The organism is Tunturiibacter empetritectus (genome assembly GCF_014201375.1).
Lineage (GTDB): Bacteria > Acidobacteriota > Terriglobia > Terriglobales > Acidobacteriaceae > Edaphobacter > Edaphobacter lichenicola_D.
This window is the reverse complement of sequence record NZ_JACHDZ010000001.1, coordinates 475,206-496,845: the sequence shown is the minus strand read 5'-3', so window position 1 is coordinate 496,845 and position 21,640 is coordinate 475,206. Positions and strand designations below refer to the sequence as shown.

Sequence of the window (21,640 nt, the reverse complement as noted above, 5' to 3'; positions counted from 1 at the left end):
CATCTATCGGTACGCCAGAAATGGATTAGTTGCGGCGGTCACTTCGGGGATAGCGGCTTCGGTCACGGGTTCAGTCTCGGCCAGTTGAAGCGCACGGCTCGCAATGGCCACAAGGACCCAAAGCATGCCCATGATCTCGAGATAAGTCCATCGATCGCCGAAAAAGTTCGCGACGATACAAGAACACATGGCGACAAACAGTCCCAGCCCGAGCCCTCGATACAGCGGATCCTCGGCTCGCTTAAAGAGCCGATAGGCCAAGACAAGAACCTGATACAGCATCACAAGCACGACGATCATTCCGATGATTCCTGTCTCGACCATCACTTTGACGTACCAGTTATGGGTATCTCTCAGCCCGTCTACGTGAGCCGACAGCTGATAGCTGGCGTAGCCGATTCCCAGGACAGGATTGCTGAGGATGGATGCCTCCGCCGCCTCCCACAACCTGACCCGCTCCTGCGCAGACTCCTCCAGCTTTCCATTGGAGTTTTTAGTCATGTTAACCCGCTCACGAACTGCGGTCGGAACAATGGCTTGCCAGGTAAAGAGAAAGACTGCGGCGATTACGATAAGCTTGCGATCTTTCAGGAATCCAAGAACGATGACGCTGACGATGAGGGCAAGGTACGAACCTCGCGAGAACGTGTACAAGTCAGCGAATATTGTTACGGCCACAAGCCCATAGAACATCAGCCGAAACTTCTTCCTTTTGACAAACTGGACGAAACCCCAGAAGAACATGGCGAACTGGGCGAGAAAAGCTGCCGTCTGATTCGAACCATAGGCGAGCGGACCCGTATCTCTCTTATTTTCATCGAAAGTGCCCCAGCTCCTGGACAGACTTTCCATGAGACAACTCCTGTCGATGGCCAGGAGAGTAAACGCTGTGATAATGATCACCGTTCGCACCGCCTTACGGTCCTCGACGACCATACCGGCTGCGGCGAAGACCAAAGGAATCAGCATGTAATCTTTCCACGTCACAAAGTTGGTGTCGGAGATCCAGATCGGTGGAGGCGCGTTCCCGAGCGCTGTACCAAGCCACATCGAGAAATAGAGGTAAATTCCGAACACCAACCAGACTGTGTAGAGCGGCGACTTTGGTATCGATTTTCCCTTGATAATGGCGCCGATAATGACGGCAATTACCAGGATGGTCAGCATATTGCCGCCCAACGGATAGTCCAGGAAGTGATCCCGCATCGTGCGATAAGGCAGGAAAGGTATCAGGTAGTACAGTCCCAGCAGGGGGCGCCCGGTCAAGGAGACGATACACATGACCCAGAACCCGAGGTAGGCGATCAACGGAATATAGTGTGCGAGGCCTAGTCCCAAAATTCACCCATCCCACTGCCCGCAAGTCTCTCCCAACAGACTCGACGCCACAGTTTCGAATTAGCCGTCAGAGCCATACTTTTTTCCGCCCTGCAGCAAAATTATAGAAGGCAAGCGCCGCAGCCGCATTGAGCATCACAAACGTGCTGGCGATGCCAACGGGCTTGAATCTCTTGGCGGACGGAATCAAGGATCCGCAGGCGGCTGCAACGTAGAATAGCACCTGAAGCCAGAAGATTGCGCCGTAAAAAGGCCCTCCCAGGACACCAGAGGCAACCAGCATCAGAGGAAGAAAGATGGGAATCAGCAGCCGAAGCAGTTTGTGACTGACAAAGCGAAAGAGGAGCGGATTCGACGGCGAGAGCAACCACGGAGCCAGTTGGAGTAGTTGGTAGTTCCCGGTCAAGGTGCGAACCTTTCGCGAGAACTCCTTCCCTTTTTCGTTAAAAAATCTGTCCCGCGCAATCGCTGCCGGTTCAAAGACAACCCGCTTGCCTTGCCGCGCTACATTCATTGGGACGAAGACATCATCCAGAATCGTTCGAGGAGGAATGACACAGTAGAGCTCCCGGCGAATGGCATAGATCGCGCCGGTCACGCCGACCACTGACCCCGACGCAGATTCAAGCTTCCGCACCATCTTTTCGATCTTCCAGTAGATGCCAAGCCCTTCGTGCGAATGGGCTCCAGGGTCTTCGAGTAACAGCTCCCCACTCACTGCGCCCACGGTTGGATCCGCAAAACAGGAAGCAAGCTCCGAGATCGCGTTCGGTTCCAGAGACTGCCGCGCATCCAGAAAAACCAGAATCTCGCCCTTAGCGCGATCGACAGCCGCATTCAAAGCACGAGCCTTGCCACCGGACTCTTCAAGCAGAATCGGGACAACAGGGGGAGGCTGTTCGAGAAGAATCTCTGCGGTCCTGTCGGTCGATCCGTCCGAGGCAACCACAATCTCAAGCCGTGCCTTTGGATAGTTCAACATACGAAGGTTTTCCAGCTTAGATGGGAGATTTGCCTCCTCATTGCGCGCCGCGACAATGATAGAAACGTCAGGAGTGTAGTCCGCCTTCTGGATGGATTGCCTTCGCAGGCACACCCAGATCGATAGCAGGACGGCGTAGCCAAAGTACGCATAGGCGGTAAGCGCGAGACATATCCAGAAAAGAAACTTCACCGTTTCGTCCCGTTGTAGCCGACACTATCAGTCGTAAGGAGGCGACGCAGGAAAGGACAGTGCGGGTTCGCATCACGGGAAAGAACCAGCCTCCCCCGGCCAAACGCTGCAATCCTCCAGATGCCCGCTCCAGGTTTCACAATCCCTCAATGGACGTCATTCTACTAAACAGATCTCTTGAACTAATATGCACCGACCAGCGAACCTGGTTCTCTTTTAGCCAACGCTATCCTCAACGGAATGATACGTCGATCCCAAAAGGGACCTCGTACCTCTTTCGGGGGATCCGGTATATCGATCGCGGCTGGCAAATCCAACCCGCTCGACTAAACTGGTAACGCGCCTTACCGACTATTTTTCGGGTGAGAGATTCTCAAGAACCGTGATCAGGCAAAAATCGGGCTGACTGCGTTTTTTTTGAAGATAGACAGCACGCACGTAACACTTCCCTAGTACGTTTACATTCGAGTTCAATGTCCAGCAAAAAGCGATTCGCGATCAATGTCGTAACGAACTGGATAGCCATGGCTGTCGGCATGGTCGTTCCGTTTTTTCTGGCTCCCTTTGTCGTTCGTCATCTGGGCGCGACGATCTACGGCATCTGGATTCTGGCTGTCTCGACAGCCGCGTATCTCAATATGCTGGACCTGGGCTTGCGGAGCGCGATCACGCGCTTTGTCTCAAAGAGCGCAACCGAGGGCGATACCCAGGCAGCGCAGAAGGCGATCGGCGCCACACTCTGGTTTCGCGGCCTGATCGCGGCAGTGATGGTGCTCATCAGTGTCGCGTTGAGTATCTGGTTCGGTAAGATCTTCAAAATCCCCCATGACTTAGTACGCTCGGCACAAGTCACGGTTTTGCTCTGCTCTTTAGGAGTCGCCTCTACGTTGGTCGCAGGCGTCTACGGGGGTGTGCTCCGAGCAATCAACCGCTTTGACGTCCTGAGTTCGATCACCGTGACCCAGACTCTGGTAAGGGCTGTTGGAGTCATCCTCATTCTTCGCAGTGGCCATGGTCTCTTAGTCCTTGCCATCTGGGAGTTTGTGATCGTCTTTGCGTCTGCCGTTTCAGAGTTTGTGTTTGCGTTCAAACTGTACCCGCCGTGCCGGATTGTAGTCTTTCGACCCGATATGAAGACCCTGAAGAGCATCTGGTCCTACAGCTTCAAAGCATTTGTCATCATCGTGGCCGTGCAGATCGTCTTCTATACAGACAACGTCGTGGTCGGCGCCTTCCTCTCTGTCGGTGTCGTCACCTTCTACTCAATCGCTGGAAGTCTGGCCATGTACTCCGGACAAATAGCAACCGCCATGGGATCCACCTTTATGCCCATGGCGAGTGGTTTCGACGCCAGCGGTAACGCGTCCAACCTGAAAAAATTGCTGGTCCGGGGAACCCAGGCCATGCTCGGGCTTATGTTGCCAATTGGGATCACCCTGCTATTGCGTGGGAAGACTTTCATTGGCCTCTGGATGGGCCCGCAGTTCAGTGAGACCTCCGGCACGATTCTTCAGATTTTGTTGATCAGCCAGTTCTTCTCCATTGCCAACGCGACGGCCGGTCAGATCGCTTATGGAATCAATAAACACAAGACCGTAGCGACCTGGGCCGCAGCCGAAGCGGCGCTGAACCTTGGGTTGAGTCTCATACTCGTCAAGACCATCGGAATATACGGCGTTGCATGGGGCACATCAATCTCACTGACGCTGAATCATCTCATCTTTTGGCCTCGGTTTGTTAAGCGAGAACTCGGCATTCCCGTACCAATTTACCTTTGGCAGGGCTGGGGCAAGGTTACGCTGTGTTCTTTGCCGTATGCCCTGGCCACCTATCTGGCGAACAGCCGGTGGCACCCTGGCTCACTTCCCGCTTTCTTCTTGCAGGTCGCGCTAGTACTCCCCGTGTTTGCGCTATCAGCGTTGATCATGTTCAACGAAGACGCAATGGCCCTATTTCGAAGGTGGCGAACATCACGACTCCAGAGTGCACAGACTATTTCCTAGCGTTGCGTCGAGCTTCTTGAAGCTCCTCACGGCAACGTCGGATGGGCCACCAGTAGCCTAGATCCCAACGTCTGCTGGTGAGCTTCTTATAGACCATATTCGCAATAATCACGTAGCGGTCAAAGGGCACAATTACGCCGAAAAAGGGCCATTGCAAAAGAGACTCTACCGCGTACGCCCAATATCGTTCATTCTGGTTCTCTCTCATCGCAACAGAGACGTTGAAGAGTATCTTTGCCTCGATCCTTCGCTTCCAAACAATCTTCCGGATTCCTGAAAGATCTCTGACAAGAGTCTCGTCGAGCATCTCCATCGAGCCACTAGCAATGTTCAAGATTCGTTTACTCAGACTGTTCTCGACTTGGCGATACAGTATCAAACTCTCCGGGACCTCTTGAAAGACCTGGGACGAGTAGCGTCGAACCAGCCGAAGCCATAGATCCCAATCTTCGGCAGGTACCGCATTAAAGCACCCAACATCGAGGAGCGCCGATCGACGAATCACAGATGTCGAAGGCAGAATCGGCGTGCGGTACCGTAGCGCCGGCCAGAGTTGCCTCGCTGGAAACGCAGCCATCTCATAAGTAGAGCCGTTTTCATAGAGATAGGTGAACGCCGAATACACAAGCACCAGATTTGGATTATCTTCAATCGCTTTGACTTGCCGCTCCAGTTTCTCTGGAAGCATCACGTCATCACTGTCAAAAAAGGCGATCCAATCTCCCGAGGCTTCACGAATCGCGGTATTTCGTGCACCCGATAACCCTTGGTTCTCTTGTTTTATGTATCGAATACTGGATCCGTAGGAAAGAGCGATCTCTTCGGTTCGATCGTGAGACCCATCGTTCACCACAATGATCTCGTGCGGCTTACAGGTCTGTGCTAAAACGCTGTCAATGGCCTCCTGAAGGTATGGTTCGGCGTTATAGGCAGGAATCGCAACCGTAATTTTCGTCATCTTCGTAAAGCTCGCGCCCATTACTGGTGTCATAATCTTCGAGATGTCTGTGAACGGGCCTGATCTCGAGTGGCTCAATCGCATCGCATCGATCATACCCGATGCGGTTGATAGAGAACCCCTTAGACTTATGCCTGAATGATAAAATGAGCTGGTCAAGAGTAGTTCACCCTATAGCTCGCGACCCAGTGTAATTCCCTTCAGACGATCCGATCATCATTTTTGTGGATTTGAGTTACAGCTTCCGTTGCAGACCGTACAGTCACAGAACAGATACGATTGCGAAAGTCGTTAAAATTGTTTCTATCCGGATCTCCGAGCTTTACGCATGTCTAAATTTTCAGAAGATATCGCACGTTACCGATCCGTGGGCCTTCACGGAAGGCATCTCTGGCTGAACCCGGCGATATGGGCGATAGCAGTCTATCGATTAGGTAATTGGCTGTACGCCGCAAAACCCTTTTTCCTGATTCGGATTCCACTGAAGATCGTATTTTTTTTCGCGTATCTTTTCTGCGAGGTCGTCATGGAGATGTCTCTCGATCCTCAGGCGACGATCGGCGGGGGCCTTTATATTGGGCACAGCGGCGGCGTTCACATCAACCCTGAGGCAATCATCGGACGCAACTGCGATATCGCTCACCATGTAACCATCGGCGCCTCTGCGATGGGCCGCAAAGGCGCTCCGGTCCTCGGCGACCGGGTCTACGTCGGCACAGGCGCAACGGTAATTGGAAAGATCAAGATAGGCAGCGGAGCGAAGATCGCAGCCAATACACTCGTCCTGAGCAATATCCCGGAAGGGGCAACGGTGATGGGAGTGCCCGGCCGCATCGTCATGCGAGCCCCGAAGGCTGTTGCATCCCCCGCCAAGCCCATAGCGGAGACTACAGATGCAAAATGATACCGAGCGACAGGATCTGCGCCGGCACATCAAAGAGGCCGTCGCCTCTAACGACGCAGGCGCCGCGGTCCGTCATGCGCGAAGACTTCTTGCTGCTGCCCCCAGCAAGCCGGCCGATGTTATGTTCTGTGCCTCGGCATTCACGGGAATAGCCGAAGCTCTCACCAACGATCTGCGAGCCAAACGACTCAAGACCTACATCGTGCGCTCTGTCACGGTCGAGCCGATCCTTCCCTTCCTGACCACCGAGGCGGTGCTGTCAAACTACGTGCTCGACCTCACCGTCGGCGGCTACGGCTCCTACGTCGATGAGTTGCTCAATCCGCAAAGCGCGCTTGCCAGGTCCAAGCCTGACCTCGTCCTCATCCTCCTCGATCTCGAGGACATTGCCGGGAGATTACCTGACCTATGCGCAGATGGCATCGGCAATGGAGTCGAAGCGGAGATCGAAGAGTCCGTGGCTCGTGTGGCGCAGCTGCTCAAAAACTTTCGCTCGGGCAACTCCGCTCGAATCCTCTTTCAGGGCTGTGTCGTCCCGGACCGCACCTCACTCGGTGATGTTGCTGAAGCGAATCTCCCCCACAGCCTGGCCAATGCCATCTCTCAGCTGAATCAAAGACTCGCTGCACTGTGCCGCACCATCTCCGACTGCGTCTTCTTCGATGTCGATCATCTCGCCGCCCGCCACGGTCGCGCCAACTGGCGGGACGCTCGAATGTTTCTGGCCTCGCGTCTCCCTGTATCCTCGGCGTCCTTCGGAGCCTATGCAGGCGGCCTGGTTCGTTCGCTCTCGCCACTCTTCCGGGCTCCGCGAAAAGTCCTTTGTACAGATCTCGACAACACCTTGTGGGGCGGAGTTCTCGGAGAAGAAGGCCCCGAAGGAATCGCTACAGGAACAGCTTTCCCAGGCAACTGCTATCTCGAGTACCAGCGATATCTCAAACAGCTATCGTCTCGAGGTATCCTGCTCGCTGTCGTCTCGAAGAACAACGACGCAGATGTTCGCGAGGCCTTTCAAGTCCGCGCCGCCGACCTCGGCCTCACCTTGGACAACTTTGTTGCAACAAAGATCAGCTGGAACGAAAAAGCAACCTCGATTCGCGAACTCGCGGAGGAGCTCTCACTCGGCCTTGACTCCTTCGTCTTTGTCGATGACAACCCCGTCGAGTGCGAAGCCATCCGCCAACAACTACCGGAAGTAGCGGTCCTCGCCGCGCCAGTCGACGAACCCTGGAAATTAGTGGATCTCCTGTCGGCGCAGTCATTCTTTGATGCAGCCGTGGTGACCAATGACGACGTCAACCGCCTGAACGAGTACAAGGCGCAGGCCCAACGAGCAGAGTTGGCCAACAGCGCCGGCAATCGCGACGAGTTTCTCGCCTCGCTAGAGATCGTATGCACCTTCCTCAGCGCGTTGGACGCTCCATTCGCGCGTTCGGTTCAGCTCCTCGCGAAGACCAACCAATTCAATCTCACCACCCGCCGGCACTCCGCAGCCGAGGTGGAAGAGTTCGCCTCTGTCGCAGGTGGCCAGGCAATCGCGGTTCGTGTGCGCGACCGTTTCGGCGATGCCGGCGTCGTAGGCCTCTCCCTCGCACGCACACAGGGTGATACTTGTTCCATTGACTCCCTGCTACTATCGTGTCGAGTGATCGGCCGTGGTATCGAAACCGCGCTGTTGGCGCACCTCGGCCAGAACGCCATCAGAACAGGAGCTACGCGTCTGGTGGGTGAGTTCATCCCAACGAAAAAAAACGCACCTTGCGCCGACTTCTATCTCGATCACGGCTTTGTCCAAGCCCCTTCGCCGGCAGACGCTTCACCTAACTCCATCTTTTATCAACTTGATCTCACCATCGCCGCCCCTGAAAGTCCCAAGTGGCTCACCCTGGAAGGAAAGGAATCGAATGAGTTCTCAGCAAGTGCCGTCGTCGCTTCGTGACATCCTCGCCGATGTTCTCGAAATCTCGCCCGAAGAGGTCACCCCCGAGCTCGGCGTCGGCACCATCGATACCTGGGACTCCTTCCGCCATCTGCAGGCGATCCTCGCCATCGAGGGCGAATACAACGTTCAGTTGGATCCCTCCCGCATCCCGGAGCTGACAACCGTCTCGCTCATCCAGGCAGAGTTGATCGCCAAGGGAGCGACACTTTGAAAGCGGAAGACTTGGGCTTTAAGATCCGTCACGCCGGAGTCGCGCTTCCAAAACTCTGGCTGACGACCGAGTTGAATTGAGACGAATCCGGTGACCAAGCCGCCAGAAAGACTCTACCTCCTCTATCACGAACTGCGGCCCAGCCGAAGCGACTACTCCTACGTTGTCGAAACCTCTCAGTTTGAGAAGCACGTCGATCTTTTTCTCGAACTTCGAAAGCGACAGCCGCCTGGCTTCTATCCCGAGATCACCTTCGACGACGGGCACCTCTCGAACTTCGAGTTCGCTCTCCCAATCCTGCAATCACGCGCCATCAACGCATGGTTCTTCATCACAGCAGGCTGGACGGGGCAGCGACCAGGCTACATGGGCTGGACGGAGCTGCGCGCACTGCAACAAGCCGGTCAGCAGATTGGTGCACACGGATGGTCCCACGCACTCCTCACCCATTGCGATCCGTCACAGTTACAAAAGGAGCTGGTCCAGGCGCGCCTCACCCTCGAAGACAAACTTGGAACTTCCATTACAACGATGTCCCTGCCCGGCGGACGATCGAATCGGCGTGTCCTCGCTGCCTGTCGTGACGCCGGCTACACCCAGGTTTTCACCTCGGATCCAAAAGCAGAACCACAACCACCAGGATCAACTGTAGGCCGCTTGAACATTCGCGGCGACATGACCCTGGAGTGGATCGCAAAGCTCTTCCAACCAGAAAGCGACGTTCTGTCCAGTCTCCAACGACAGCACCAGATAAAATCCACCGTGAAGACTCTGCTGGGCGACTGGCTCTATGAAAAGCTTTGGGCTCTTCTCAATCGACAAGAGCCAGATACCGACGCCGGAGAAGCTGCTGCCAATGAAGATACTGCACATTATCAGTAGCAGCGGCCTGTACGGTGCAGAGGCCGTGATTCTGAACATGTCGCGCACGCTGAATGAGAGCGCGCATTCAAGCACTCTCGGCGTCTTTTCGAACTCGGCGAACCCTAACCTCCAGCTACATGAAGTTGCTACTGCCCAGGGTATCGACTCACACCTCATCTCCTGCACAGGACAGATTGATCGAACCGTACCCGCAAGCATTCGAGAGCTTGCCGCTCGCACCAACGCAGATGTCATCCACGCCCACGGCTACAAGGCTGACCTATACTCCTACTTCGCCTTGCGCCAATCGGCCGTTCCGCTCGTCTCCACCTGCCACACCTGGTACGACAACGATCTGGCCGTCTCCTTCTACGGCATGGCGGACCGCTTCGTGCTACGGAGCTACGCGGCCGTAGTCGCGGTCTCGGAGGAGGTAAGGCAACGTCTGTTGAAGGCCGGCGTTCGCAAAGAGAAGATCCATCTTGTTCGAAACGGCATCGACCTTCGCCCCTTCGAAAACGCACTTCCTTCGTTGCGCGAGATATCCTCGCATGATCGCTCTCCTATAGTCGGACTTGTTGGCAGACTCGCCACGGAGAAGGGCGTAGATATCTTTCTTCGCGCCGCAGCACGCGTTCTGGTTCAACTTCCGTCAACAAAATTTGTCGTAGTCGGCGACGGGCCCGATCGCGAACAACTTGAGTTACATATTGATGAGTTGCAGATTCGCAAGAACCTCTCAATGCTGGGACGTCGAGACGATATGCCATCCGTCTACGCCTCGCTCGACATCATGGTCTCGGCCTCTCGCCGCGAAGGCCTGCCGATTGCTATTCTCGAGGGCATGGCAAGCAGCCTGCCCATCGTTGCAACCGCAGTAGGCGCGGTGCCAACCATCGTTCTCAATGGCAGCACGGGAGTACTCGTTCCTGCAGAAGACGTCGAGGCCCTCGCGTCCGAGATCGCCAAGCTACTCATCAATCCCGCGCAGCGACAACAGCTCGGAGCGGCAGCAAAAAAACTCATTGAAGAAGAGTTCTCCGCTCAGCGAATGACGGCGGACTATCTTCACGTCTACGAGCAAGCGATCGCAACCAAAACGCAGCCCGCGACCACGCGTTCCACCTCCGCCTCAGTCTCGCAAGGAAAGGCCAAGTGAGCGAAAACACCCGCCGACCCACCGTCTTCATCATGGATCTCTTAGCTACCGTGCCCTACTACACGGCGTATCTCTCGAAGGCCCTCCTAAAGAAGCGCGTCAATCTAACGGTCGGCTCCATCTCCTACTACCTCGACCCCGGCTGTTTCTCAAATCGAGGCGTCAAGCTCGACCCAGGATTTTTGGACGTTGTGGGCAAGTTCCAACTGCCGCGGGTACCGCGCAGAGTTCTGAAGCTCCTGGAATCGCTTCTCAATCTCGCTGCTCTATCGGTGCGCTTCTTCCTCTCGCCACCCGACATCGTTCACGTACAGTTTCTCCCTATGGTGACCGAGCGCCTCCCGTTCGATCTATGGTTCGTCCGCCTATGCCGCCGACGCGGCTCGAAGATCGTGCTAACAGTCCACGATCTTCTCCCCCACAACACCGGCGAGAGTCACCGGCAGACCTTCCACGATCTGTATCAAATGGTCGACCGCATCATCTGTCACTCCGAGAGCATCCGCGAGAGGCTCGCGATTGAGTTCGCAGTGAAAGAGGAAAAAGTCGCAGTCATTCCTCACGGCCCATTCTTCTACGACCTTCCTGCAACTGCCGAACAGACACTGCAAAGCTTCGAGCTCGATCCGCGAAAGTTGCTCGTGCTGTGGCAGGGTATCCTCTCTCCCTACAAGGGAATCGATCTTCTGCTCGAGGCCTGGCAGAGCGTGGAAGCATCTGTTGAAGACGCTCGACTGTTGGTCGTAGGCACCGGACCGGCAGAGCTGATCGAAAAGATTCGCGAACAGATTCGCAGCCTGAAGCTGCAGCGTGTTCAGCTTCACCCACGTTTCATCTCGACCGAAGAACTCGTAGCTCTCTATCGAGCGGCAGACATCGTGGTCTATCCCTATCGTGCCATTACGACCAGCGGAGCGCTCGCGACCGGACTGGCATTGGGCAAAACCATCGTCGCCAGCGATCTCCCCGTCTTTCGTGAGCTTCTCACGGATCGAGAGAGTGCATTTTTTTTTGATCCCCAAAAACCAGCCGAACTGGCCAGTGTGCTCACTCAACTGCTGAACGATGCTCTTCTAAGAGAACAACTTGCAGAGAATGTGCGAAAGATGAACTTTGGCGAGCAATCCTGGTTGTCCATCGCTGATAAAACAATTGAGTGTTACAGATTCGTCCACCCGCTTCAGCTATGGTATAAAAAATAAGTAGTTCCTTTCTTGAAGCGTTCGTCGCAGTAAGTCGTCGCTCTTTCTATCTGCCGGTTCTGATGAGTTAGGAGATCGCTCTCAAAGAGCAATCTTTCTCAGGCGGGCAAGACCAATTCAATATAGAGCGACTCAATTCGTATCCTCCCCGTTCCTAACCATCTTGCATTGCGCTGGACCTGCTTCGTTGGCTCCAAGACACGCCACCAACGTCATGACCTCTGCCTCGTCGAGCCCCGAACCGTGTGTGCAACGAATGTGGGATAGCAGTATCGGCCTCAATATTCTTTACTTTAGCAATAAGTTACTTTGGTAATTAATTCTTAGTTCCCAACCTCTGCCTTTTTTGTATCATTTGCGAACTCACTGCATGCAAACCTAGCTGGACATGCAGATGATGGACTTTGCCTCGCGATAGACGAAGTGGGCCCCGGTTTCCGTTAGAGGGTAACTGTAGTAACCATTTCAAAACAAAATATTCGTCCGAATGTCCGGGCCCCGAATTACTTTCGGCTCAGACAGCGCGATTTGACTAACCAATTCCTTTTTTATACGGAGCATATTTTGCGAACAATCTTCAAAACCCTCCTAACCGTCCTCTCCCTCGCGCTTCTCTTCTTCGGTCTGGATCTGACCTCCCCGTCACAGACAGCGATCGCGGCAACGCTAGCCATCACTACCACTTCGATCCCGCAAGCTACTTCCGAAAAGGGCTACTCCGTCACGCTCAAAGCGACGGGTGGTAAGTTGCATTATCACTGGAAGGTCGCCTCTGGCCCTCATGCCCCAGGCATCGCTCTCAACTCGGGCACGGGCCTGCTCTATGGCACGCCGACCACGGCCGGATCGTACCCGCTTACCTTTTCGGTTACAGATTCGTCATCGCCGGCCCAGACAAAGACCGTATCGCTCACCCTTGTCGTGGCCACCTCTAACTCCTCGTCTGGGTCGCTCGCGATCACATCGGCGACGCTCGCCGCCGGCACCGATGGCGCAGCCTATGCTTCGCAGTTGAAGGCCAGCGGCGGTAAGCCCTCCTACACGTGGTCGATCACCTCCGGCAAACTACCCGCCGGCCTCACCCTCGCGGCAACCACAGGCATGATCTCCGGCACGCCCTCGGCGACCGGCACCTCCACCTTCACCGCGACGGTCAAAGACAGCAGCAACCCGGACCAGAGCAAGTCCGCCAGCACCTCTATCGCCATTGCAGCGGAAGGACCGCAGACGTCTGGTCCCGGCACGACGTGGTATATCCGCCCGGATGGCGGCAACAACACCCAGTGCACGGGCAAGAAAAACGCGGCCTATCCTGGGTCTGGCTCGGGTCAAGCGTGCGCCTTCAATCATCCCTACCAGATGCTGAACTCCTCGGGTAGCTGGGCCAGCTTCGCAGGCGGCGACACCATCCAGTTTGTAAACACCAGCGGCACGTCCGACACCTACTACATGGGCGAGCAGAATGGCGGCGTTGGAACGGACTGGCACAGCCAGCTCACCGGCATCTGCCCTGCGCCGAATTCAGGGAACGGCGAAGGATCGCAGTGCATCCTACCCGCTCCTCCCTCGGGGACGTCCGGCCAGCACACCCGGATCCTGGGCCAGAACGCCGGCAACTGCCACGACTCCGGTCACACTCACCTGGTCAATCCGACCATCCTGAGCGGTATCGATGCTGCCTTCGTAGTCCTCGATACCCGCGGAACCGACTACGTCGACATCTCCTGCATCGAGATCACCCAGCCCGACACCTGCACCACGGTCGGCGGTGCAGGGCAGTGCGGCACCAACGCCAACTACGTGCGCTATGGCGGACTCCTTCTCAACTACCTGACCGAACAAGGTCCCTCCAACCTCACCCTTAGGGATGTCGCCATCGTTGGCACCGCAGGCAGCGGTATCCTCGGCAGCAAGCTCAACAAATCCGGCAGCGATGTCTTCTCCGCCAGCGATGTCTATGTCATCGGCAATGGACAGGCAGGATGGAATGGGGACGGCGGAGGATGCGGCACCTCCTGCGAGACCGTCGGAACCATGAATATCTCCTACACGACGGTCGACTGGAATGGCTGCGTCGCCGTCAAGCCTTACGACATGACCAAGCCTGATACGCAGAACAAATTCAACCACTGCTACGGGCAGGAGTCGGGTGGCTACGGCGACGGCTTCGTCCAGATCGCCGCCGGCAACATGACCATGAACGTGGATCACAGCCACTTCCGCTGGAACACGCAGGACGGATTCGACTCGCTGCACTTGAGCGACGACGTCAAGACCTCTCCGGCGATCCATATCTCCACCTCCTGGTCCGAGGGCAACGGCGGTCAAACCTTCAAGCTCGGCGCAGGAGCAGCCTCTTCTGCCATCAACAACGTCTCCATCAGCAACTGCCGGGTTCTGAGCAACGCCTCGGCCTTCCCTCTCAATCCCTCCGGCTGGGCTCTGGACAGCGCCGATACCTGCCGCGCCGCCGGCGATCAATGGGCCTTCCAGATGAACAACGGCACCGTCATCACGCTCGAGAACAACACCTCGGTCGGCTACGGCAACACCATGTACGACGTCGAGTGTGCGGCGCAGGCTCCTAACTGCGCGGCCAACGGCGCGAAGTTCATCTTTAGAAATAACATCAGCAAAGGTTATCCCGATCCCGGAAATAGCAACACGCTCGCCCACGGCATCTACCTTGGCGCCGGAAATGTCTTCGCCAACTCTGGATCGGAGATCGATCACAACCTGTGGAACACCGTGGCCACAGGCTGCCCAGAGTCTTTTCTTGCTGGACTGGAGAAGATCTTCACCTGCGGCGATCCCGATCTGGTAGGTGAGTCCAACATCAACGCCATCAATCCCAACATCAGCTCCTCCAGCCCGGCCATCAACTCCGGTATCGCAATCTCCGGAGTCACGACCGACTACAACGGAAAGACCAGAGCCAACCCCCCAGCCATCGGCGCTATCGAATAAATAAAACAACAACCCCAACCAGCCGGCCGCGTCACTCCACGCGGCCGGCTTCTTTTTGCGCTCCCTCCTCTCTCTGCCGTCCGCCAACAACCTCCATGCACGAACGTCTATACTGGGCTCGCAAAACTCATAGAGTCCATCGGAGACCGGAGCTTATGAACGTTCGCATTTGTCTCAAGACGCTTTGCGTACTGATCGTCGGAGGTGCATGCCTGCCGCTCTATGGAACAACCTGGTATGTGCGCCCTGATGGAGGGACCCGATACTCCTCTAACGTCTCTGGTCAATGCGATGGCAAAGCCGACGCCGCACCCTCTGGTGGAAAGTCGAATCAACACTGCGCGTTCAAGGACGTTCGTATGCTGTGGCAGGATGGCAGCTACTCCAACGGCACAAAATCCCCCAGCTGGGGATGGGTCATCGCTGGAGGCGATACAGTCATCATCCGTGGTTCGATCGGGACAGGCGTCTCCTATAGGATCGGGTGGGATCATCCCTCATACTCTTGTGAGAAGAACACGTGCTGGGGCCTGACGGGAGACGCATACTCCTCCGGAGCTCCTCCCCCACCGTCGGGCACTGCGGCGCAGCACACGCGTATCCTCGGCGAAAACTATGCTTCGTGCCGAAGCGCTTCGGCTAAGACACAACTGCATGGCGGATGGGCAGTCTTCAACGTGCTTGATCTCTCCGGCACATCGTATGTCGATGTGGCTTGTCTGGACATCACAGACTTCTCCGCCTGCGGCAAAGCCGCGCAGAAGGTCGGGTGCGATTCCAGCCAGGACTTCGCGCAGAATGGAATTCGACTCAACAATAAAACGACAAACCTCACGATGACCGATCTTCGTCTTCACGGCCTGGCTGTCTCAGGAATCGCTGGCCCGACCGGAGACGGTGTAGTCATGGACTACATCGATATCCTGGGCAATGCCAGTTCTGGCTGGAACGCCGACGACGGAACCACCGGCAAAGGCAGTCTGCTGGTGCAGCACTACGACATCAGCTGGAACGGTTGCGCCGAGGAGTATCCCATCGTGCATCCTCTGCCCTATGGAGACTGCACCGATCAGGACCACGGCGGATACGGCGATGGCTTCGGAACCGCCACAAAAGATAGCGACCCTCCCGGCTGGCAAGTGCACTTCGATAAGGGAACCACCAGCTACAACACCCAGGACGGATTGGACGCGCTCCATATCGGCGGAGCGGGATCCAGCATGACCGTTACGGACAGCCTCGCCTTCAGCAATATGGGACAGCAGCTGAAAGTAGGTGGCGCGACTGCGACATTGATCGGCAACTACGTTGTCGGCAATTGCAGCGCTATGTCCCACGAGATCCCAGGCACACCGCCTGGGTACAACGCCCAATTGAGCCAATTTTGCCGTGCGGGCGACACCGCTATCTTTATCGACATGCCGGTAGATCGGCCCGCGATATTCCAACGCAATATCGTCTACTCGAACAACCACGTTGCTTTGGAGCTCGAGTATGTGGGAGATCCATCGCCCAGGGCAGCTATCAAATATGACAACAACATCTTTGTCGGCTTCCCCAACTCGGAAGGAAACAACCCCTCGCCGATCTACAGCACCACCGACCTGAAGATGTTGACCAATCCAGGAGCCAGTTTCACCAACAATGTCACTTACCATCCAAAGGGCGACTGGGGCTGTCCCGCCACCTCGCTGCAGGAGACCGGTGGTAGCTGTAGCAACCCGCACCTGAAAGATGAAACCTGGCATCCGTATGGGCACGGTGATCTTTTGCCGATCAAAGCAGGAGATAAAAGTTCGTCGCAGCTCGCACCCGAACCTCACCCAACCTTGCACTCTTCCACGGTAATCAAGTCCTTGGGAGCAGTAGTGCTGGCCACGGGGGCATGGCAGGCATGGCGATATCTGCGCGACCGAACAACGAAGGCCTAACTAGGCTTGGGGCCCCCAATCAGATTTAAGAACAGAGACCCTGCGGTTCTGGGATTATCCATGTCAAAGGGATAGAGCGCTACCGCCCGCAAGGAACTCCTCAGGGCTGCCCATGGCCGGTTATGCCGCTTCAAGGTCTCCGCTCGTTGTTTGTAAGCTCGTGCCAACGAGATCTGGCGCTCGCGCAATCCACAACCTTCCGCGCCGTAGTGCTTGCGAATAAACGCTAGCTGCCCTCTAAGCATTCGCTCAGGATCGCTGGACATGGAGCCCGAAGACACCCGGTAGTAGGCGATGATCTCGGGGATGAACGCAACTTCATATCGTAAAGCAATCCGCAGGCAAAGATCGCGGTCCTCTGTCGTTCGCAGCGTCGTGTCAAAGAGCCCGACCTCGTCGATACATCGCCTTCGGAACGTAAGGGTAGGACACGGAAGCTCAACCTTGCGCATGTAAATCTGCGGAGCGATGCGCCCTTCAGCGTATTTTCGATTTCCCCGGAATGTCCCTCCAAGCCGGCCCTCTGCGTCGATGATCGTCACCAGGCCGTAAGCAAAACCAGCCTCCGGCCGCTCAGCAAGGGCTTTCACCGACTCGGACAGACGGCAAGGCAACCACACATCGTCGGCATCAAGCAAAGCTACGAACTCGCCTGCCGAGGCCCGAATAGCAGTGTTTCTCGCTCCTGGTAGTCCCTGATTTTCCTGTTTGATGTACTTCATCTTGGACCCAAGACGGAGGAGGAAGGGAGCAACCACTTCCTCAGTATTATCGGTACTGCCGTCGTCCACCAGCAAAATCTGCCAATCGTCGAACGTCTGCGATATGACGCTCTCAATGGCCGCGGGTAGGTACCGAGCACCATTGAACGCGGGAATAATAACGTCGACCTTTGCCATCTTGCGTACTTTTTACACCTAAGGGTCTTTGGAATTGTCTACGGACGAACACCGCGAACTATGAGAGATACTCCGGTTACAACTAAGTCTTCGTCACAATAGTCAGAGAAGTCTTTTAGTACCAGCGGCATGCGGCGCGACATCTCGCTCTCCCGTTAATGTGTCTTTTGACTTATTGAGCAGCAGAATAGCACAGGAGACAATGCTGCTTATGTGTGATGCGATTCATAGCAAAGGGAACTAGCGCACCTCCCGCACCACGACCAGCACTCCGCCACCCCTCCTTCTCACTCCAGATTCCAGGCTAGGCGCAGACTTCTACGACAGACTTGCGCGAGCTTGTTTCAATTCGCAATCGTTGTGGAGTTCCGCATGTCTCTCCAGAACGCTCGCGCGCTGTTTGCCGTAAGTCCTGGATTTCTTCGTTGGTGTAAGTAACTTCACCAGTAACAAAACCATTCTTCCCTCCCTATCGAACGTGTCCGAAAAAGAGACATCTCCTGAAGCCGTTCTTACTCCCCGTACTACTTCCGTGGTATGTCCCGGATGAAGTTGTAGTCCGATACTTGTCTCGGATTACTTTGGTTTGTCTCTAGCCAAATTAGAACCTCTGATTCGCCTGTCTCATTGTTCCTCTCTCTACAAAGGCGTTTTTTGCGCCTAAAACCGAGAGAATTTTGCCTTAATCACACGGAAGTTGCACTCCAGCATCCCCTATCGGGTAGCTGTAGTAACCACTTTCTCACTGTAGTTTTCAGTTGATGCGACGGCTTCGAGTAATTTTCCCAAACTCCAAGTCGTTCCAGTGTCGATAAGTCTTGATGTAACTAGAGGTGCGATTTGGCGAAACTTTTTAGGGCTATTGCAGCAACCGCAGGCTTCGCGCTTCTTCACTTTTGTCTCGGCTGTGGCGCCGGACTGGTTCCGGTCGAGATCACGCCGAGTATCAGCAAGGTTGTTCCCCAAACCATCGCCGCGGGTTCAAAGAACCAGACCATCAAGGTCTCAGGAACCAATTTCACGAGCGAGAGTGTCATCCTCTGGAATGGCAGCCCACTCTCAACGTCTGTCGTTGACTCGAATACTCTATCGAGCGCACTTGCAAGCAACATCGTCGCAACGCCCTCCACCGTGCAATTGCAGGTGCAGAACACTGTTACAAAAGCTTCTTCAACATCTGTACCCGTGGTAATCACGACGGCCGCGACCGGTGCATCTGCTTCTACGCTGACGCTGTCCACGACCTCTTTACCCCAGCCCGCCCTGGGTGCTCTTTATAGCGTAGCGTTGACTGCGAACGGAGGCACACCCGCATATACCTGGAGTGTTACAGCTGGGCAGTTGCCTTCTGGACTTAGCCTGTCCTCGACGGGAGTTATCTCCGGCACACCTACTTCGAGCGGAAGTTTTTCATTCACAATCACAGTGACTGACTCCAGCTCCCCAGCGCAAAGGGTAGCAGGGCAATTCGGTTTGACCATATCTGCTGCGCCCCCCGTCACACCTCCCCCTCCGGTCACAACGCCTCCGCCTCCAACCACACCCCCAGTTAGTCCCACGCCCCTGCAGATCACCCCTTCGCTTCCAGCCGGCGTAGTCGGTTCGATGTATTCAGGTTCGCTCCAGGTAAGCGGAGGTACCGCGCCCTACACCTGGTCCTCGAGCACGTTACCCGCGGGACTTAGCCTCGGAACCAACGGTGTAGTCTCCGGAGATCCAACTTCGAGCGGAAGCACTACTGTAACCTTTACAGTTGCAGATTCAAACAATCCAGCATTGACCACCTCAGTCGCCGCAACACTTGTGGTCGCTCCGCAGCCTATAACGATCACCATCGTTAGCCTCCCGGCCGGCCAGACCAACTCTCCCTATTCAGCGTCGTTGCAGGTACATGGAGGGACAGCGCCCTACACCTGGTCCGCCAGTGCACTACCCGCTGGACTCAGTCTTACGAACAACGGCACCATCTCTGGAACGCCAACAGCTTCCGGCAACTTTCCAATCGTAGTCACGGTCGCCGACGCCGGTTCACCAACCCTGACCACAAAAACTGCGTTCACTCTATCGGTCAGCGCAACAATCCAGCCCCTTATCATTACCTCCACTTCCCTTGCGCCAGCCACCTCCAACAAACCTTATAGCACCTCGCTCGACGCATCAGGAGGAACTGCTCCCTACACATGGTCCGCCGGCGCGCTCCCTGCTGGCCTTACCCTTGCCAGCAACGGAATCATCTCCGGAACTCCGTCAGCGACCGGCAACTTTCCAATCACAGTCACGGTCACCGACGCGGGTTCCCCCTCCCAGACCACAAAGGCTACGTTCAGTCTGTCGATCGCCGCGGCAATCCAGCCCCTCACCGTCACCTCCGCTGCCCTTGCAGGCGCCACCTCCAACCAACCATACAGCGCCTCCCTCAACGCCGCCGGAGGAACCGCGCCCTACATCTGGTCCGCCAGCGCTCTTCCCGCTGGACTCACTCTCGCCAGCGACGGAATCATCTCTGGAACCCCAACCGTGACCGGAAGCTTCCCCGTCACCTTCACTGTCACCGACGCCGGTGCACCCACCCTAACCGCGAAAGCAACGCTTAGTATCTCTGTCACCGCCGACATCCAACCTCTCACCATTACCTCCACCTCCGTTGCACCAGCCACCTCCAACAAACCGTACAGCGCCTCGCTCGACGCCTCCGGAGGCACAGCCCCCTACACCTGGTCCGCCAGTGCTCTTCCTGCCGGACTCAGCCTTCGAAGCAACGGCATCATCTCCGGAACCCCGACCACGACCGGCAGCTTCCCCATCACTTTCACTGTCACCGACGCCGGTTCCCCCGCTCTGACCGCCAAGACTTCGCTTAGTATCTCCGTCACCGCGGCCATTCAACCCCTTACGATTACCTCTACCGCGTTTGCGGGCGCGACGGCCAACCAACCCTACAGCGCCTCACTCAACGCCTCCGGAGGAACAGCGCCCTACACCTGGTCCGCCGTTGGGCTGCCCGCTGGAATCTCTCTCGCCAGCAACGGAATCATCTCCGGAACCCCGACCGCGACTGGTAATTTTCCCATCACGGTAAACGTCACTGACTCCAGTGCACCCGCCGTGACAGCAAAAGCTACGTTTAGTCTTTCGGTCACCGCGCCAATCCAGCCCCTCACCATTACCTCTACTGCGATCGCGAGCGCAACCTCCAACCAACCCTACACCGCATCCCTCAACGCCTCCGGCGGAACTGCTCCCTACTCCTGGTCCGCCCCGGGGCTCCCTGCCGGACTCTCTCTCGCCAGCAACGGAATCATTGCAGGAACTCCCACGGCGACCGGCAGCTTCCCCATCACCTTCACCGTCACCGACGCCGGCTCACCAACCCTGACCACGAAGGCGACCCTGACCCTCTCCATCGCCGCAGCCATCCAGCCCCTTACGATTACCTCTACTGCGTTTGCGGGCGCCACCTCCAACCAGCCCTATACCGCATCCCTCAACGCCTCCGGAGGAACTGCTCCCTACACCTGGTCCGCCGCTGGGCTCCCTGCCGGACTCTCTCTCGCCGGCAACGGAATCATCTCCGGAACTCCCACCGCGACCGGCAGCTTCCCCATCACCTTCACTGTCACCGACGCTGGCTCCCCCGTCCTCACCACAAAGGCCAATCTCACTCTCTCCGTCACCGCACCCATCGCACCTCTCTCGATCACCTCCACCACCTTCGCAGGTGCAATCTCCACCCAGCCCTACACCACCACACTCAGCGCCACCGGCGGAACCGCTCCCTACACCTGGTCCGTCACCGGCCTGCCCGCAGGTCTCACCCTCGGCAGCAACGGAGTCATCGCCGGTACTCCCACCACCACCGGCAACTTCTCCATAGCCATCACCGCCACAGACGCAGGCTCTCCAACCCTGACCGCGAAGGCTACCATCACTCTCTCGGTAACCGCACCCATCGCACCTCTCTCCATCACCTCCACCACCTTCGCAGGTGCCACCTCCACCCAGCCCTACACCACCACACTCAGCGCCACCGGCGGAACCGCTCCCTACACCTGGTCTGTCACCGGCCTGCCCGCAGGTCTCACCCT

At 56.4% G+C, this 21,640-nt stretch carries 15 protein-coding genes and 1 pseudogene; 11 read left to right on the top strand and 5 right to left on the bottom strand.

Annotated elements, in window-relative coordinates; all coding sequences use genetic code 11:
- Nucleotides 1-3: 3 nt before the first annotated feature.
- On the bottom strand, nt 4-1,308 hold the full coding sequence (locus tag HDF10_RS02160; protein ID WP_183810030.1) for an O-antigen ligase family protein: 1,305 nt from the start codon (nt 1,306-1,308) through the stop codon (nt 4-6).
- Between the two features lie 97 nt (nt 1,309-1,405).
- Nucleotides 1,406-2,512: a glycosyltransferase family 2 protein gene (locus HDF10_RS02155; protein WP_183810028.1), complete on the bottom strand. Its 1,107-nt coding sequence runs from the start codon at nt 2,510-2,512 to the stop codon at nt 1,406-1,408.
- 524 nt (nt 2,513-3,036) lie between these two features.
- On the opposite strand from HDF10_RS02155, the gene HDF10_RS02150 reads away from it, so the two are divergent.
- Nucleotides 3,037-4,515: an MATE family efflux transporter gene (locus tag HDF10_RS02150; RefSeq protein WP_183810026.1), complete on the top strand. Its 1,479-nt coding sequence runs from the start codon at nt 3,037-3,039 to the stop codon at nt 4,513-4,515.
- On the opposite strand, the gene HDF10_RS02145 is transcribed toward HDF10_RS02150, so the two are convergent.
- Entirely contained in the window at nt 4,505-5,506 is a 1,002-nt protein-coding gene (locus tag HDF10_RS02145) for a glycosyltransferase family 2 protein (protein ID WP_183810024.1), read from the bottom strand. The genes HDF10_RS02150 and HDF10_RS02145 overlap by 11 nt on opposite strands.
- Before the next feature lie 493 nt (nt 5,507-5,999).
- Between HDF10_RS02145 and HDF10_RS02140 the strand changes: the two genes are divergently transcribed.
- The 8 genes from HDF10_RS02140 (at nt 6,000) to HDF10_RS02105 (ending at nt 16,656) form a co-directional block, all read left to right on the top strand.
- A complete protein-coding gene (locus tag HDF10_RS02140) occupies nt 6,000-6,377 on the top strand; it encodes a serine O-acetyltransferase (protein ID WP_183810022.1) in 378 nt (125 codons plus the stop codon).
- On the top strand, nt 6,367-8,319 hold the full coding sequence (locus HDF10_RS02135; protein WP_183810020.1) for an HAD-IIIC family phosphatase: 1,953 nt from the start codon (nt 6,367-6,369) through the stop codon (nt 8,317-8,319). Before HDF10_RS02140 ends, HDF10_RS02135 begins: the two co-directional genes overlap by 11 nt.
- Complete coding sequence (locus HDF10_RS02130) at nt 8,285-8,533, top strand: acyl carrier protein (RefSeq protein WP_183810018.1); 249 nt, start codon at nt 8,285-8,287, stop codon at nt 8,531-8,533. The genes HDF10_RS02135 and HDF10_RS02130 overlap by 35 nt, the downstream gene beginning before the upstream one ends.
- A 90-nt stretch (nt 8,534-8,623) precedes the next feature.
- Nucleotides 8,624-9,415, top strand: coding sequence for a polysaccharide deacetylase family protein (locus tag HDF10_RS02125; protein WP_183810017.1), 792 nt, complete (start codon nt 8,624-8,626; stop codon nt 9,413-9,415).
- Nucleotides 9,390-10,556, top strand: coding sequence for a glycosyltransferase family 4 protein (locus HDF10_RS02120; protein WP_183810015.1), 1,167 nt, complete (start codon nt 9,390-9,392; stop codon nt 10,554-10,556). Before HDF10_RS02125 ends, HDF10_RS02120 begins: the two co-directional genes overlap by 26 nt.
- Entirely contained in the window at nt 10,553-11,758 is a 1,206-nt protein-coding gene (locus HDF10_RS02115; RefSeq protein WP_183810013.1) for a glycosyltransferase family 4 protein, read from the top strand. Before HDF10_RS02120 ends, HDF10_RS02115 begins: the two co-directional genes overlap by 4 nt.
- Nucleotides 11,759-12,322: 564 nt before the next feature.
- The gene (locus HDF10_RS02110) at nt 12,323-14,725 is read left to right on the top strand and encodes an Ig domain-containing protein (RefSeq protein WP_183810010.1); all 2,403 of its coding nucleotides are present in this window, start codon (nt 12,323-12,325) and stop codon (nt 14,723-14,725) included.
- Between the two features lie 155 nt (nt 14,726-14,880).
- Nucleotides 14,881-16,656, top strand: a complete 1,776-nt coding sequence (locus HDF10_RS02105; protein ID WP_183810008.1) for a hypothetical protein — start codon at nt 14,881-14,883, stop codon at nt 16,654-16,656.
- On the opposite strand, the gene HDF10_RS02100 is transcribed toward HDF10_RS02105, so the two are convergent.
- Complete coding sequence (locus tag HDF10_RS02100; RefSeq protein ID WP_183810006.1) at nt 16,653-17,555, bottom strand: glycosyltransferase family 2 protein; 903 nt, start codon at nt 17,553-17,555, stop codon at nt 16,653-16,655. The two genes, HDF10_RS02105 and HDF10_RS02100, sit on opposite strands and share 4 nt — an antisense overlap.
- Nucleotides 17,556-18,445: 890 nt before the next feature.
- Complete coding sequence (locus tag HDF10_RS20740) at nt 18,446-18,796, bottom strand: hypothetical protein (protein ID WP_260177552.1); 351 nt, start codon at nt 18,794-18,796, stop codon at nt 18,446-18,448.
- Here HDF10_RS20740 and HDF10_RS21325 point away from each other — a divergent pair.
- Both HDF10_RS21325 and HDF10_RS02095 read left to right on the top strand, forming a co-directional pair.
- Nucleotides 18,687-18,944, top strand: a pseudogene (locus HDF10_RS21325) (putative Ig domain-containing protein); the annotation flags it as partial. The gene HDF10_RS20740 and the pseudogene HDF10_RS21325 sit on opposite strands and share 110 nt — an antisense overlap.
- Nucleotides 18,945-19,160: 216 nt before the next feature.
- A partial coding sequence (locus HDF10_RS02095; RefSeq protein ID WP_260177551.1) for a beta strand repeat-containing protein occupies nt 19,161-21,640 on the top strand: 2,480 nt, incomplete at its 3' end.